Source organism: Streptomyces sp. NBC_00984 (assembly GCF_045162475.1).
Classification (GTDB): domain Bacteria; phylum Actinomycetota; class Actinomycetes; order Streptomycetales; family Streptomycetaceae; genus Streptomyces.
Genome location: NZ_CP108734.1, coordinates 5,907,729 through 5,921,733 on the forward strand (window position 1 = coordinate 5,907,729; position 14,005 = coordinate 5,921,733).

12 protein-coding genes are annotated in these 14,005 nt (G+C 71.5%); 10 read left to right on the forward strand and 2 right to left on the reverse strand.

Annotation, left to right across the window (positions count from 1 at the left end):
* The first annotated feature begins 28 nt into the window (after positions 1 to 28).
* From iolC to mmsA, 5 genes are read left to right on the forward strand one after another with little or no spacing between them, the layout of a single operon-like run.
* Positions 29 to 1,024 (forward strand): 5-dehydro-2-deoxygluconokinase, encoded by a 996-nt coding sequence (gene iolC / locus OG520_RS26450; protein WP_266418983.1) that lies wholly within the window; start codon positions 29 to 31, stop codon positions 1,022 to 1,024.
* The gene (locus OG520_RS26455) at positions 1,021 to 1,935 is read left to right on the forward strand and encodes a deoxyribose-phosphate aldolase (RefSeq protein ID WP_406014854.1); all 915 of its coding nucleotides are present in this window, start codon (positions 1,021 to 1,023) and stop codon (positions 1,933 to 1,935) included. Before iolC ends, OG520_RS26455 begins: the two co-directional genes overlap by 4 nt.
* Positions 1,932 to 2,813, forward strand: coding sequence for a 5-deoxy-glucuronate isomerase (gene iolB / locus OG520_RS26460; protein WP_399329522.1), 882 nt, complete (start codon positions 1,932 to 1,934; stop codon positions 2,811 to 2,813). The genes OG520_RS26455 and iolB overlap by 4 nt, the downstream gene beginning before the upstream one ends.
* The gene (gene iolD, locus OG520_RS26465; RefSeq protein ID WP_266418992.1) at positions 2,810 to 4,690 is read left to right on the forward strand and encodes a 3D-(3,5/4)-trihydroxycyclohexane-1,2-dione acylhydrolase (decyclizing); all 1,881 of its coding nucleotides are present in this window, start codon (positions 2,810 to 2,812) and stop codon (positions 4,688 to 4,690) included. The genes iolB and iolD overlap by 4 nt, the downstream gene beginning before the upstream one ends.
* Before the next feature lie 12 nt (positions 4,691 to 4,702).
* Complete coding sequence (gene mmsA / locus OG520_RS26470; RefSeq protein WP_406014855.1) at positions 4,703 to 6,202, forward strand: CoA-acylating methylmalonate-semialdehyde dehydrogenase; 1,500 nt, start codon at positions 4,703 to 4,705, stop codon at positions 6,200 to 6,202.
* An 88-nt stretch (positions 6,203 to 6,290) separates the two neighbouring features.
* Here mmsA and OG520_RS26475 read toward each other — a convergent pair whose 3' ends face one another.
* On the reverse strand, positions 6,291 to 6,710 hold the full coding sequence (locus OG520_RS26475) for a hypothetical protein (protein ID WP_406014856.1): 420 nt from the start codon (positions 6,708 to 6,710) through the stop codon (positions 6,291 to 6,293).
* Between the two features lie 482 nt (positions 6,711 to 7,192).
* Between OG520_RS26475 and OG520_RS26480 the strand changes: the two genes are divergently transcribed.
* On the forward strand, positions 7,193 to 7,663 hold the full coding sequence (locus OG520_RS26480) for a transglycosylase SLT domain-containing protein (RefSeq protein WP_406014857.1): 471 nt from the start codon (positions 7,193 to 7,195) through the stop codon (positions 7,661 to 7,663).
* A gap of 152 nt (positions 7,664 to 7,815) precedes the next feature.
* On the opposite strand, the gene OG520_RS26485 is transcribed toward OG520_RS26480, so the two are convergent.
* A complete protein-coding gene (locus OG520_RS26485) occupies positions 7,816 to 8,544 on the reverse strand; it encodes a VC0807 family protein (RefSeq protein ID WP_406014858.1) in 729 nt (242 codons plus the stop codon).
* Between the two features lie 228 nt (positions 8,545 to 8,772).
* On the opposite strand from OG520_RS26485, the gene OG520_RS26490 reads away from it, so the two are divergent.
* The 4 genes from OG520_RS26490 to OG520_RS26505 all read left to right on the forward strand — a co-directional run bounded on the left by OG520_RS26490 (position 8,773) and on the right by OG520_RS26505 (position 13,919).
* Entirely contained in the window at positions 8,773 to 9,375 is a 603-nt protein-coding gene (locus tag OG520_RS26490; RefSeq protein WP_406014859.1) for a DUF4291 domain-containing protein, read from the forward strand.
* Between the two features lie 109 nt (positions 9,376 to 9,484).
* Positions 9,485 to 10,207, forward strand: a complete 723-nt coding sequence (locus OG520_RS26495) for a DUF981 domain-containing protein (protein WP_406014860.1) — start codon at positions 9,485 to 9,487, stop codon at positions 10,205 to 10,207.
* A gap of 176 nt (positions 10,208 to 10,383) precedes the next feature.
* Positions 10,384 to 13,044, forward strand: coding sequence for an alpha/beta fold hydrolase (locus OG520_RS26500; RefSeq protein ID WP_406014861.1), 2,661 nt, complete (start codon positions 10,384 to 10,386; stop codon positions 13,042 to 13,044).
* Positions 13,041 to 13,919 carry an ABC transporter permease gene (locus OG520_RS26505; protein ID WP_399329515.1) on the forward strand — a complete coding sequence of 293 codons (879 nt, stop codon included), beginning with the start codon at positions 13,041 to 13,043 and terminating at the stop codon, positions 13,917 to 13,919. The genes OG520_RS26500 and OG520_RS26505 overlap by 4 nt, the downstream gene beginning before the upstream one ends.
* Positions 13,920 to 14,005 lie beyond the last annotated feature (86 nt).

Sequence of the window (14,005 nt, forward strand, 5' to 3'; positions counted from 1 at the left end):
GGCAGTCACGCCGGTCGAAGGGATGGTTATGCCTGAGCGGTACGACGTCATCACCATGGGCCGCATCGGTGTGGATCTCTACCCCCTTCAGGCCGGTCTGCCACTGTCCCGGGTCGACACCTTCGGGAAGTTTCTCGGCGGCTCACCGTCCAATGTCGCCGTCGCGGCGGCCCGGCTCGGACGGCGGACGGCGGTGGTGACGCGCACCGGCCGGGACGCCTTCGGGGAGTATCTCCACCACCAGCTGCGGGAGTTCGGGGTGGACGACCGGTGGGTGACGCCGGTCGACGCGTATCCGACACCGGTCACCTTCTGCGAGATCTTCCCGCCCGACGACTTCCCCCTCTACTTCTACCGGCAGCCCAAGGCCCCCGATCTGGAGATCCACACCTCGGAGCTGGACCTCGAAGCCATCCGGTCCGCCCGGGTCTTCTGGATGACGGGCACCGGGCTGTGCGCCGAACCGAGCCGGACCGCGACCCTCGCCGCGCTGCGTGCCCGCGACCGCTCCGGCATCACCGTCTTCGACCTCGACTGGCGCCCGATGTTCTGGGACACCGCGCAGGACGCGTCGCAGGACGGCCCCACCGCCCGCTACCGCGAGGCCCTGGCCCTCGCCACCGTCGCCGTCGGCAACCTCGACGAGTGCGAGATCGCGACCGGCGAGCGCGAACCGCACGCGGCCGCCCGCGCGTTGATCGGCGCCGGCGTCGAACTCGCCGTCGTCAAACAGGGTCCCGAGGGCGTCCTCGCCGTCCACCGCGACGGCGCGGTGGCCGAAGTACCGCCGCTGCCCGTCGAGGTCGTCAACGGCCTCGGCGCCGGCGACGCCTTCGGCGGGGCGCTCTGCCACGGACTCCTCGCGGGCTGGGAGACCGGGCGCATCATGCGGTACGCCAACGCCGCGGGGGCCATCGTCGCCTCCCGGCTCGCCTGCTCGTCCGCCATGCCGTTCCCGTACGAAGTCGAAGCGGCCCTGACCGAAGGTGCCGTCACCTCCCGTCCCACCGGAGCCACCCCATGACGCCCGCGGCCTCCTCCGTCTCCGAACTCGTCCAGTTGCGCATGCGCCACCCCGAGGCCGTCGCCGAGGCCGCCGCGCGCCGCCGCAGACGCCCCCTGGTCGGCAGCGGCGGACGGCTGATGATCATCGCGGCGGACCATCCGGCCCGTGGCTCCCTCGCCGTCGGCGACCGCGCACTGGCCATGGCCAACCGCTTCGAGCTGCTGGAACGGCTCCGCCTGGCCCTCTCCCGCCCCGGTGTCGACGGAGTGCTCGCCACCGCCGACATCCTCGACGACCTGCTGCTCCTCGGCGCGTTGGAGAACAAGGTCGTCATCGGCTCGATGAACCGCGGCGGACTCGCGGGCGCGGCCTTCGAACTCGACGACCGGTTCACCGGCCACCGCCCCGAGGACCTCGCCCGTCTCCGCTTCGACGCGGGCAAACTGCTGCTCCGCATCGACTACGACGACCCCGGCTCGCTCGACACCATGCATGCCACCGCCCGCGCCATCGACGCCATGGCCGCACACCGGCTGCCGGTCTTCGTCGAACCGTTCCTCTGCCGCCGCACCGACGGCCATGTCCGCAATGACCTCGGCGCGGAAGCGGTCACCACCTCGATCGCCATCGCGTCCGGGCTGGCCGGGACTTCCGCGTACACCTGGCTCAAGGTCCCCGTCACCGAGAACCCCGACGACATGTCCCGGGTGATGGAGACGTCGACGCTGCCCGCGGTGCTGCTGGGCGGGGAGGTGGGCGACGACCTCGACGGAGCGTTCGAGAAGTGGCGCACGGCGCTGCGGCTGCCGACCGTCCAGGGGCTGGTGGTGGGGCGTTCGCTGCTCTATCCGGCCGACGGAGAGGTGGCCGCGGCCGTCGACACGGCTGTTTCGCTGCTGGAGCCGAGAGAAATGGAGCCGAGAACATGACGACGGACCACGAACCGCGCCACCACCTGAAGGCCGGGAGCACGGCGAGCGGCTCCTGCACCCTCGACATCGACCCGGAGCGGGCCGGCTGGGACCGGTCGAGTCTGCGTGTCCTGGAGCTCGGGCCCGGCGAAGTTCACACGCTCGTCACCGGAGAGAGCGAGTGGATCGTTCTGCCGTTGACCGGTGGCTGTACGGTGCACTCCTCAGGTGAGATCTTTGAACTGCTGGGCCGGGAAAGCGTGTTCAGCGGGGTATCCGACTTCGCCTATGTACCGCGTGACGCCCGAGCACAGATCGCCTCCGGCGCAGGAGGCCGCTTCGCCCTGGCAGGAGCGAAGTGTGAGCGACGACTCCCCGCTCGCTACGGCCCCGCGCCGGAGGTGCCCGTCGAGCTGCGCGGCTCCGGGAACTGCTCCCGCCAGGTCAACAACTTCGCCGCCGCCGACACCTTCGACTGCGACCGGCTGATCGCCGTCGAGGTCCTCACCCCCGGCGGCAACTGGTCGTCCTACCCACCGCACAAGCACGACGAGCACCGCCCCGGCGCCGAGTCCGTGCTGGAGGAGATCTACTACTTCGAGGTGGAGCACGACGGCCTCGGCTACCACCGGGTGTCGCCCTCCCGGGACGGCGGTACGGATGTCCTCGCCGAGGTCCGCAGCGGCGACGCGGTCCTGATCCCCGACGGCTGGCACGGCCCCTCCATCGCCTCACCCGGCCGCACCCTCTACTACCTCAATGTGATGGCGGGCCCGGGGGAGCAGCGGGAGTGGCTGATCAGCGACCACCCGGACCACGGCTGGATCCGCGACACCTGGCCCTCGCAGCCGGTGGACCCCAGACTGCCGTTCTACGGGACGGAGGCACGCCCATGAGTACCCGCCGCCTCACCACGGCACAGGCCCTGGTGTCCTTCCTGTCCCGCCAGTACACCGAGCGTGACGGCCGGCGCCGGCGCCTGATCGGCGCGACCTGGGGCATCTTCGGCCACGGCAACGTCGCCGGGGTCGGCCAGGCGCTCGTCGAGTCCGGCCGTGCGATGCCCTACCTCCAGGGCCGCAACGAACAGGCCATGGTGCACGCCGCCGTCGGCTACGCCCGCCAGTCCGGCCGGCTCTCCGCGCACGCCGTCACCACCTCCATCGGCCCCGGCGCCACCAACCTCGTCACCGGCGCCGCCCTCGCCACCGTCAACCGCCTCCCCGTCCTCCTCCTGCCCGGGGACACCTTCGCGACCCGGCCCGCCGATCCCGTGCTCCAGCAGCTGGAGGTCCCGTCCGCGGGCGACGTCTCCGTCAACGACTGCCTGCGCCCCGTCTCCCGCTACTTCGACCGGATCACCCGCCCCGAGGCCCTGGTACCGGCCGCCCTCCAGGCCATGCGGACCCTGACCGACCCGGCGGAGACGGGCGCGGTGACGCTCGCGCTGCCGCAGGACGTACAGGCCCAGGCGTACGACTGGCCGGAGGAGTTCTTCGCCGAGCGCGTCTGGTACGTACGCCGCCCCGCCCCCGATCCGTACGAACTCGACCGGGCGGTACGGGCGGTGCGCGGTGCCCGCCGGCCGCTGATCGTGGCGGGCGGCGGGGTCCACCACAGCGCGGCCGAGGAGACCCTCGCCGCGTTCGCCGCCGCCACCCGCATCCCCGTCGCCTCCACCCAGGCCGGCAAGGGCTCGCTGCGCCACGACCACCCCGCCGACGTGGGCGGCATCGGCCACACCGGCACCGCGACCGCCGACGAGCTGGCCCGCACCGCCGACCTGGTCATCGGCATCGGCACCCGCTACTCCGACTTCACCACCGCCTCCGCCACGCTCTTCTCGAACCCGGCGGTCCGCTTCCTCAACGTCAACATCACCGGCTTCGACGCCCACAAGCTCGGCGCCCTCCCGCTCGTCGCCGACGCCCGCGCCGCCCTCGAAGCGCTCACCGCCGCGCTCGCCGCCCGCAACCACCGCGTCGACCCCGCCTACGAGACGGAGTACACCGACGCCAAGGAGCGGTGGGAGCAGCGCGTCACCGCCGCGTTCACCGCCGAGGACCCGCACGCCCGGCCCACCCAGGCCCAGGTCCTCGGCCTGCTCGACGCCCTCGTCACCGAGGACGACATCCTGATCAACGCGGCCGGTTCGCTCCCCGGCGACCTGCACAAACTCTGGCGGGCCCGCTCCCCGCACCAGTACCACGTGGAGTACGGCTACTCCTGCATGGGCTACGAGATCCCGGCCGCGATCGGAGTCCAGCTGGCCGCCCCCGACCGCCCCGTCTGGGCGCTCGTCGGCGACGGCACGTATCTGATGAATCCCACCGAGATCGTCACCGCGGTGCAGCAGGAACTCCCCGTGAAGCTGGTCGTCCTCCAGAACCACGGCTACGCGTCCATCGGCGGCCTCTCCGAGCAGGTCGGCGCCGAGCGCCTCGGCACCGCCTACCGGCACCGCGCCGCGGACGGCACGTTCACCGGCCCGCCGCTCCCCGTCGATCTCGCGGCCAACGCCGGCTCCCTCGGCATGCGGGTGCTGCGTGCCAAGACCGTGCGTGACCTGCGCGAAGCCCTCGCCGAGGCGCGGGCCGCGGACCGTCCCACTTGTGTCTACGTCGAGACCGAAACGGCAGACATTGTGTCGGGCCCCCCTCCGGCACAGGCGTGGTGGGATGTTCCCGTAGCCGAAACGGCCACCCGGCCGTCGGCCGTGAGAGCCCGGGAAGAGTACGACCGCCACGTCGCCGACCGACGCCACCACCTCTGAAGGAGTTCTGTCATGAAGACCGTCAACCACTGGATCGGTGGCAAGACCGTCGAGGGCGCGTCGGGCAACTACGGCCCGGTCACCGACCCGGCCACCGGCGCCGTCACCACCCAGGTCGCGCTCGCCTCCCTCGAAGAGGTCGACGCCGCGGTCGCCGCCGCCAAGGACGCCTACGCCACCTGGGGCACGTCCTCGCTGGCCGCCCGCACCGCGGTCCTGTTCCGCTACCGGGCACTGCTCGACGCCCACCGCGACGAGATCGCCGCGCTGATCACCGCCGAGCACGGCAAGGTGCACTCGGACGCGCTGGGCGAGGTCGCCCGCGGTCTGGAGATCGTCGAGCTGGCCTGCGGCATCACCACCCAGCTCAAGGGCGAGCTGTCCACCCAGGTCTCCAGCCGGGTCGACGTCTCCTCGATCCGCCAGTCGCTCGGCGTCGTCGCGGGCATCACCCCGTTCAACTTCCCGGCCATGGTGCCGATGTGGATGTTCCCGCTCGCCATCGCCTGCGGGAACACCTTCGTGCTCAAGCCCAGCGAGAAGGACCCGTCGGCCGCCATCCTGCTGGCCGAGCTGGCCGCCGAGGCCGGTCTGCCGGACGGCGTGCTGAACGTCCTGCACGGTGACAAGGTCGCCGTCGACGGGCTGCTGAACCACCCGGACGTCGCCGCGGTCTCCTTCGTGGGCTCCACCCCGATCGCCCGGTACATCCACGCCACCGCCTCCGCCAACGGCAAGCGCGTCCAGGCGCTCGGCGGCGCGAAGAACCACATGCTGGTGCTGCCGGACGCGGATCTCGACGCCGCGGCCGACGCCGCCGTCTCCGCCGCGTACGGCTCCGCCGGTGAGCGCTGCATGGCGATCTCCGCGGTCGTCGCGGTCGGCGCCATCGCCGACGAGCTGGTCGCGAAGATCAAGGAGCGCGCCGAGAAGATCAAGATCGGCCCCGGCAACGACCCGGCCTCCGAGATGGGCCCGCTGATCACCGCCGCCCACCGCGACAAGGTCGCCTCCTACGTCACGGGCGCCGCGGCCCAGGGTGCCGATGTCGTCCTGGACGGCACCGGCTTCACCGTCGAGGGCTTCGAGGACGGCCACTGGATCGGCCTCTCCCTCCTCGACAACGTGTCCACCGACTCGGACGCGTACAAGGACGAGATCTTCGGCCCGGTCCTGTGCGTCCTGCGCACCGAGACCTACGAGGAGGGCGTCGCCCTCATGAACGCCTCGCCGTTCGGCAACGGCACCGCGATCTTCACCCGGGACGGCGGCGCCGCCCGCCGCTTCCAGCTGGAGATCGAGGCCGGCATGGTCGGCGTCAACGTGCCGATCCCGGTGCCGGTGGGCTACCACTCCTTCGGTGGCTGGAAGGACTCGCTCTTCGGCGACCACCACATCTACGGCAACGACGGCGTGCACTTCTACACCCGCGGCAAGGTCGTCACCACCCGCTGGCCGGACCCGGCCGACGCCCCGGCGGGCGTGGACCTGGGCTTCCCCCGCAACCACTGATCCCTCATCCCGGCCGACGGCCCGTACGGACGCATCCCCCGTCCTTGCGGGCCGTCGCCGTGTCCGTACGGGCCCTCGCCCCGCGCTCTCACATGCGCCGCAGCCCCGCGTACTGGACCGCGCCCATCGCCCCCACCACCAAGGCCTGGAACACGATCCAGCCGTTGCCGACCGTCGTGGCGGTCAGCGCGTCCAGGACGACGGTCACGACACCGGCCACGGCCCAGGCCGCGTTCAGGGCGATGACGACGGTGACCGCGCCGCGGCTGATGTCCTCCTGCCGCGAGACGGTCAGCACCCACAGCGCGTACACCGTGAGGAAGACGCCCACCGCGTACTGGACGGGGAGCGGCACGCCGAGGAGCGAGTCCAGGACGGTGGCGAGCGCGAGATAGCCGATGCCGTTCGCGCCGGTGAGGATCACATCTGCCACGAGGGCAGCCCGGAGAAGGCCGTCGGAGCGGGCGGTGCCCGTCGCCGGGACCGTACTCGCGTTCTGGGACGACATCACTGGGTCCTCCTGTCGTTGTCATGCGGTCGCTCTGGTCATGCGAACGGTAAGGATGGGCCCGGCGTCCGCTCAATTACCTCTGAGGTCATGGCCGCCCCGGGGCGGCCGACGAGCGCCCGGCGGAGACCGTCGCAGGGCCGGCGACGGGCAGACGATTCACCGCTCGCAATCAATGCGGTGTGCTTATTTCGCATTACGGTGAGTCAATGGCCCGCTCTTTATATGACGCAGGCCACGTGGCGCGCGCCACTCTTGTGGCGATTTGGAGCGTTTGCCGTGTGTGGTGGGCCACGTGACGGGCGTCACTATGATGCGGAATAGTAGAGGGGCGACGCTGTCGTCCGGGCTGTCGTGCGCATTCCTGGATCATTTCCGACGCCACATACGATTACTTTTAGTAAAAGGCCATCATTGACCTGGATTTCCTCTTGGCATAACAATTCTTGGCATCGCCCCACCGACGAAAGAGGAAATTCCGAATGCAGATCACCGCGATGCCCGAGAAGTTCGCCCGCATGACCCGCACCAAGAAGGCCTCGCTGGGCATGCTCGCCGCTGGTGCGGCGATCGTGGCCGGCACCGTCGCCGGCGCCCCGAGTGCCTCGGCCGCCACCCCCGCCAAGGCCGCCGGCGGCAACGTGGACACGTGGATCAAGCAGGCGCTCGAGGTCATGCGTGCGAAGGGCATCCCGGGCACGTACGAAGGTATCCACCGCAACCTGATGCGTGAGTCCGCGGGCAACCCGAACGCCATCAACAACTGGGACTCCAACGCTGCCAAGGGCATCCCGTCCAAGGGGCTGCTCCAGGTCATCGACCCCACCTTCAACGCGTACCACGTCAGCGGCACCTCCAAGAACGTCTACGACCCCGTGGCCAACATCGCCGCCGCCTCCAACTACGCCGCGCACCGCTACGGTTCCATCGACAACGTCAACTCCGCCTACTGAGCGGGGCAGGGTATCCACGTCGCATGACCGTGCCGGGGGCGTCCCGGGCCGGGACCGAAGAGAAGCCGGGGAAAGGGAGCCGTCATGGCTCCCTCTCCCCGGCTTCTTCTGTTTCTCCGGCCCCTCTCCGGCCCCTCTCCGGCCCTGGCCCGTCAGCGCACGGCGTCCGCCGCCTTCGCGGCACCGGCCTCCTCGGCGATCATCCGCTCCATCGGGACCGCGCCCACCCGCCCCGAGACCAGGAACGCGAGCACCAGGGTCGCCACCATGATCACCGTGCCGAGCCACACCATCGTCTCCACCGGCACCGTGTACGCGCCCACGGCCCGCACCACGCACTCGCCCAGCAGCGCCGCACCCCACACCGCCGAGAACCGGATCTCCGCCCGCCGGAACGCCGCCGACCCGGCCGAGAGCCGCTGCCAGGCGGTGTCCTTGGCCGCGTCGCCCTTGACCAGCATCGGCCGCACCCCCGCGCTCATCATCGGCTGCCCCTTCAGCGCGGTCACCAGGATCACGAGCCCGATGACGCTGCTCACCCCGCTGTCCTTGGCGAGCATCAGCCGGGGGTCCCCGACCACCAGGCTCGTCACCAGGCTGACCGCGTTGACCGTCACCATCAGCGCCGCCAGCCCGTTGAGCTGCCGCTTGCGCACCACGCCCCACACGGTGCGCAGGGCCGGCAGCACACTGCTCCAGGCCAGCGCGGCGAAGGTGCTCAGGCCCGCCGCCTTCAGCGCGTAGTACGAGACGAGCGGCACCCCCACATCCACGAGCAGCGGCATCAGGCTGTCCAGCAGACCCTTGCGCGGCGCGAACGGGGCGGTGGCGGCCGGAGCATCTGCGACAGGGGCGGTGACGGTGGCTGCCGGGCTGGTCATGAGGGGTTCCTCTCCCGTATCGGCGGGTGCCTTCGCGGCCCCGCTCTCGATACGTACAGACTGGCCGCCGGGGCCCGGTGCCCGGCAGAGCCGGGTGTACCGAGCTCCGTATGACGAATGTCAGCCCCCGCCGGTGACGCGCCCGTTCACCACCCGGCGGAATCCCGGACTCCGGTGCGCCGGTAAACCGTTCGCCGCGCCCGGCGGACCGGTGCTCTGATGGGGGCCATGACCGCTCCGACCAGGCCGCAGTACGAGATCCGCGCCCAGCACACGGACACCACCGTCACCGTGTACCAGGCATACGCACCCCTCATCGGCCTTCCCGCCGTGCGTGACGGGCGCTTCCCCGACGCCTGGAAGCGCGACCGCATGACATGGATCAAGCCGAGCTTCCTGTGGATGATGTACCGCTGCGGCTGGGCCGTGAAGGAGGGTCAGGAGACCGTCCTGGCCGTCGAGATCACCCGCGAGGGCTTCGACTGGGCCCTGGGGAACGCCGAACTCTCGCACTACGTCAGGGGAGTCCACCCGGACCGCGACACCTGGCGGCGGAACCTGCGCCACGCCCCGGCCCGCGTCCAGTGGGACCCCGAGCGCGACCTCCGCCTGGACCGGCTGCCGTACCGCTCCCTCCAGCTCGGGCTCTCCGGCGAGGCGTCACGGCGGTACGCGGACGAGTGGACGGTGTCGATCCGCGATGTCACCCCGCTCGCCCGGCAGGCCCACGAACTGGTGCGTGCCGGGCGGCTCGACGACGCGGCAGGACTGCTGCCCACGGAGTCGCCGTACCCGCCGGGCGGTGTTCCGCACCCGGCATCGACCGCCTGAGAGCCTGTCGGGCCGAACGGCTGGGGGCGCGGGAACATGGCACGTACTTGCGACTCGGGCGAGCGGGCAAATGCCGCATCAGGTGCATATCCATCGATACGCTCCCGGGATGATCCACCATGTCATCCCCCTGGCGGCATCCGGCCTGAAGATCGACTGGGCCAGGATGCCGACGTACAACACGATCATGTCGGTGGCCGCCGGCGCGGGGCTGCTGCTCGTGGTGGCGCTGGGGCGCCAGCTCCTCACGCCCGGACGCACCATCAACCCCGAAGGCTGGGTCCTCGCGTTCGGGGCCCTCGGCTTCACCCTGGTCACCACGGGCCTCCACATGACCCTGACCTGGCCGCTCGCCGGACAGGGCTTCCCGTTCGACAACATCATCTTCGGCGAACCGGCGCTGGCCTTCGGTGTCTTCCTCTTCGCCGCGTCCTTCTACCTCTGGAGACGCGGAGCCGAACTCAACAGCGCGGACCGCATCGTCCGATCGGCCCGTGTCGCCATGCCCATCTCGGTCTTCGTGTTCGGGCTCGGGCTCGCCTGCTTCGGAATCGCCGCCGCGGGCTGGAAGTACACCCTCTTCGCCGCACCGCCCGAGGAGCCCATCTCCGGGGAGTTCGCGCGGTGGCCGATCCTGGAGGCGAGCTTCATGTCCGGGCTGTACGTCCTGGTGGGCATCGGCGCCCTGCTGTTCCCGTTCGTGCTGCGCCGGCCGTCGAGCTGGATGGCTCCGGTGACCGGGGTCGTCTGGGGGCTGTCCGGTCTGGCGTTCCTGCTCTTCGGCGGGCTCAACTACTTCACCCACATCGGCCTCATCGTCAACACCATGTGAGCCGCCCGCCGCTGTTCCCGGTGCCACGCGCTCCGCATCCGACGGCCCTGCGCACGCGAACGGCCCGGCATACCGCGCATGGAGTACGGGCGCCGGACGCCGTACGCCGCAAGGAGGCCGGAGACTTCCGCCCAGTGGCGGGCCGTGCGCCGCGGCGGCCCGCTTAGGGTCGCAGCATGGAGACTCCCGAAGCGAGCAGGTCCCGGTGGCGGTGGCTGCCGCACCGCAGACGCGGCCGGTGGGCCGCGGGCCTGGCGGCGCTCGCCGTGCTGGCCGGTGCGGGCACCTGGAACGCCGCGGCCGACGACAGCGGGCCCGCCGTGCACCGCCAGGACCGGATGATGAAGGCCGACGGGGTGTCCATCGACACCTCGTACTTCACCGCCGGGGGCAGCGGGCGCCGGCCCGCCGTGCTGATCGGGCACGGCTTCGGCGGCAGCAAGGACGATGTGCGGGCGCAGGCCGAGCAGTTGGCCCGCTCCGGGTACGCCGTGCTGACCTGGTCCGCCCGCGGGTTCGGCAAGTCGGGCGGCGACATCGGGCTCAACGACCCCGACCGCGAGGTCAAGGACGTGTCCCGGCTGATCGACTGGCTCGCGGACCGGCCCGAGGTGGAACTCGACGCGAAGGGCGACCCCCGCGTCGGGATCACCGGGGCCTCCTACGGCGGAGCCGTCTCGCTCCTCGCCGCCGGGTACGACAAGCGCGTCGACGCCGTCGCACCGCAGATCACGTACTGGAACCTCGCCGACGCCCTCTTCCCCGACGGGGTCTTCAAGAAGCTCTGGGCCGGAATCTTCGTCACCACCGGCGGCGGCTGCCAGAAGTTCGAGAAGCGGCTCTGCGAGATGTACGAACGGGTCGCCGTCAGCGGAAAGCCGGACGCCGCCGCGCGTGCGCTGCTGACCCAACGGTCACCGAGCGCCGTCGCCGACCGCATCGAGGTGCCCGCGCTCATCGTGCAGGGACAGTCCGACTCCCTCTTCCCGCTCGGCCAGGCCGACGCCATGGCCAAGGCCATCAGCGGCAACGGCGCACCGGTCGCCGTCGACTGGATCGCCGGCGGGCACGACGGCGGCAACCTGGAGACCGACCGCGTCCAACGGCGGATCGGCGACTGGTTCGACCGCTACCTCAAGGACGACAAGGGCGCCGACACCGGGCCCGGCTTCCGCGTCACCCGCACCGGAGGCATCGACTCCACCGACGGGGCCACCCTGGTACGCGGGGCGAGCAGCGACACCTACCCGGGGCTGGACAACGGCACGCGCAACGTCGACCTGGGCCGTCGCACGCAGACCTTCCGCAACCCCGCCGGGGCCAACCCGCCCGCCATCTCCGCCGTCCCCGGAGTCGGCGGCGGTCTCGCCCAGCTCTCGTCGCTCGGCGTCGGGCTCTCGATCGACTTCCCCGGGCAGTACGCCCGCTTCGACTCGGCCCCGCTGGACAGCACGCTGAGCGTCACCGGCTCACCGACCGTCCGGGTCGACGTCGAGGCGAGGCAGGGCGACGCGGTGCTGTTCGGCAAGGTGTACGACGTGTCGCCGGACGGCAAGCAGCAGTTGCTGCCCTCCCAGCTGGTCGCCCCCTTCCGGATCACCCCGGACCAGCAGGGCAAGGAGATCCGGCTGACCCTCCCCGCCATCGACCACCGGTTCGACGCGGGACACCGGCTCCGCCTCGTCCTCTCCGCCACCGACCTCGGCTACGCCTCACCGGCCGAGCCGACGACGTACACCGTGACCCCGGCCGGCCCGCTGACCCTCCCCACCGCACCCGGCCTGAAGACCGCGCCCGCCACCCTGCCCTGGTGGACCTGGGGGCTCCCGGCCGCCGCCGTGGTGATCGCCGCCCTGCTGCTGCTCACCGCCCGCCGCCGCACCGCGACGCCCGCCCCCGACCCGGCGCTCGCCGACGTACCCCTCCGGATCACCGGCCTGTCGAAGAAGTACGCCAGGTCCAGCGACCGGTACGCCGTGAAGGAACTGTCCTTCCGGGTCGAGAAGGGGCAGGTGCTCGGCCTCCTCGGTCCCAACGGCGCGGGCAAGACCACGACGCTGCGCATGCTGATGGGGCTCATCACCCCCGACGACGGCGAGATCCGGGTCTTCGGGCAGGCCATCCGGCCGGGCGCACCCGTACTGTCCCGGGTCGGCTCGTTCGTCGAGGGCGCCGGATTCCTGCCGCACCTGTCCGGGCGCGCCAACCTGGAGCTGTACTGGCAGGCCACCGGGCGTCCCGCCGAGGACGCGCACCTGGAGGAGGCCCTGGAGATCGCCGGGCTCGGCGACGCCCTGGCCCGCGCCGTCCGTACCTACTCGCAGGGCATGCGGCAGCGGCTCGCCATCGCCCAGGCCATGCTCGGCCTGCCGGACCTGCTCATCCTCGACGAACCGACCAACGGCCTCGACCCGCCCCAGATCCGCGAGATGCGTGACGTGATGATCCGCTACGCGGCCGGGGGCCGGACCGTCATCGTCTCCAGCCACCTGCTCTCCGAGGTCGAGCAGTCCTGCACCCACCTCGTGGTCATGGACCGCGGCCGGCTCGTCCAGGCGGGCCCGGTCGCCGAGATCACCGGCTCCGGCGACATGCTGCTCGTCACCACCGCGCAGGAGGTCGCCGAACCGCTCGTGGAGAAGATCGCCGCCCTGGCCGGGATCGGCTCGGCGGTCCGCACCGCCGGCGGCCTCGGACTGCTGGTCCGGCTCGACGGCGCCACCTCGTCCGGGCTGATCGCCGAACTGGTCCGGCTGGACGTGCCGTTGACCGGTGTCGGACCGCACCGCCGCCTGGAGGACGCGTTCCTCACCCTGATCTCCGGAGGCTCCGCATGAGTGCCGCAGTCGAACTCACCGGGAGCGCCGAAGCCCCCGGCTACCGCGCCCGGCACACCCTGCCGCTGCGCGTCGAGGCGGTACGCCAGCTGCGCAGGCGCCGCACCCTGCTCATGGGCGGGGTGCTGGCCGCGCTGCCGTTCGTCCTGATCATCGCGTTCGCGATCGGCGGCACCCCGGACTCGCGGGGCGGCGCCGGCGACCGGATCACCCTGATGGACACCGCGACCGCGTCCGCCGCGAACTTCGCCGCGACCTGCCTGTTCGTCTCCGCCGGCTTCCTGCTCGTGGTCCCGGTCGCGCTGTTCTGCGGGGACACCGTCGCCTCCGAGGCGAGCTGGTCGTCGCTGCGCTATCTGCTGGCGGCGCCCGTGCCACGGGCCAGGCTGCTGTGGAGCAAGCTCGTCGTGGCCCTCGGCTTCAGCCTGGCCGCGATGGTGCTGCTGCCGCTCGTCGCGCTGGCCGCGGGAGCCGTCGCGTACGGCTGGGGGCCGCTCGAACTGCCCACCGGGGGAGCGCTCGCGGCCTCGCAGACCGTGCCACGGCTCGCGCTCGTCGTCGCGTTCGTCTTCGTGTCCCAACTGGTCACCGCCGGGCTGGCGTTCTGGCTGTCCACGAAGACCGACGCCCCGCTGGGCGCGGTCGGCGGCGCGGTCGGGCTGACCATCGTCGGCAATGTGCTGGACGCCGTCACCGCGCTCGGGTCCTGGCGCGAATTCCTGCCCGCGCACTGGCAGTTCGCCTGGGCGGACGCGCTCCAGCCCGGCATCGAATGGGGCGGCATGGTCAAGGGCGCGGCGATCTCGGTGACGTATGCCCTGATCCTGTTCGCTCTCGCCTTCCGCGGGTTCAGTCGTAAGGACATCGTGTCCTGAACCTGACGTTCCGCCGCTCTCCCGGCCCCCGTTGCCGCATCGAGACCCATCCGCAATGTCTTCGTCTGCTCCCCGGCGCCGTCTCG

Bases quoted from the DNA above. Each gene is read 5' to 3' on its own strand.
- iolC (WP_266418983.1), top strand. From the start codon at position 29: ATGCCTGAGCGGTACGACGTCATCACCATGGGCCGCATCGGTGTGGAT.
- OG520_RS26455 (WP_406014854.1), top strand. From the start codon at position 1,021: ATGACGCCCGCGGCCTCCTCCGTCTCCGAACTCGTCCAGTTGCGCATG.
- iolB (WP_399329522.1), top strand. From the start codon at position 1,932: ATGACGACGGACCACGAACCGCGCCACCACCTGAAGGCCGGGAGCACG.
- iolD (WP_266418992.1), top strand. From the start codon at position 2,810: ATGAGTACCCGCCGCCTCACCACGGCACAGGCCCTGGTGTCCTTCCTG.
- mmsA (WP_406014855.1), top strand. From the start codon at position 4,703: ATGAAGACCGTCAACCACTGGATCGGTGGCAAGACCGTCGAGGGCGCG.
- OG520_RS26475 (WP_406014856.1), bottom strand. From the start codon at position 6,710: ATGTCGTCCCAGAACGCGAGTACGGTCCCGGCGACGGGCACCGCCCGC.
- OG520_RS26480 (WP_406014857.1), top strand. From the start codon at position 7,193: ATGCAGATCACCGCGATGCCCGAGAAGTTCGCCCGCATGACCCGCACC.
- OG520_RS26485 (WP_406014858.1), bottom strand. From the start codon at position 8,544: ATGACCAGCCCGGCAGCCACCGTCACCGCCCCTGTCGCAGATGCTCCG.
- OG520_RS26490 (WP_406014859.1), top strand. From the start codon at position 8,773: ATGACCGCTCCGACCAGGCCGCAGTACGAGATCCGCGCCCAGCACACG.
- OG520_RS26495 (WP_406014860.1), top strand. From the start codon at position 9,485: ATGATCCACCATGTCATCCCCCTGGCGGCATCCGGCCTGAAGATCGAC.
- OG520_RS26500 (WP_406014861.1), top strand. From the start codon at position 10,384: ATGGAGACTCCCGAAGCGAGCAGGTCCCGGTGGCGGTGGCTGCCGCAC.
- OG520_RS26505 (WP_399329515.1), top strand. From the start codon at position 13,041: ATGAGTGCCGCAGTCGAACTCACCGGGAGCGCCGAAGCCCCCGGCTAC.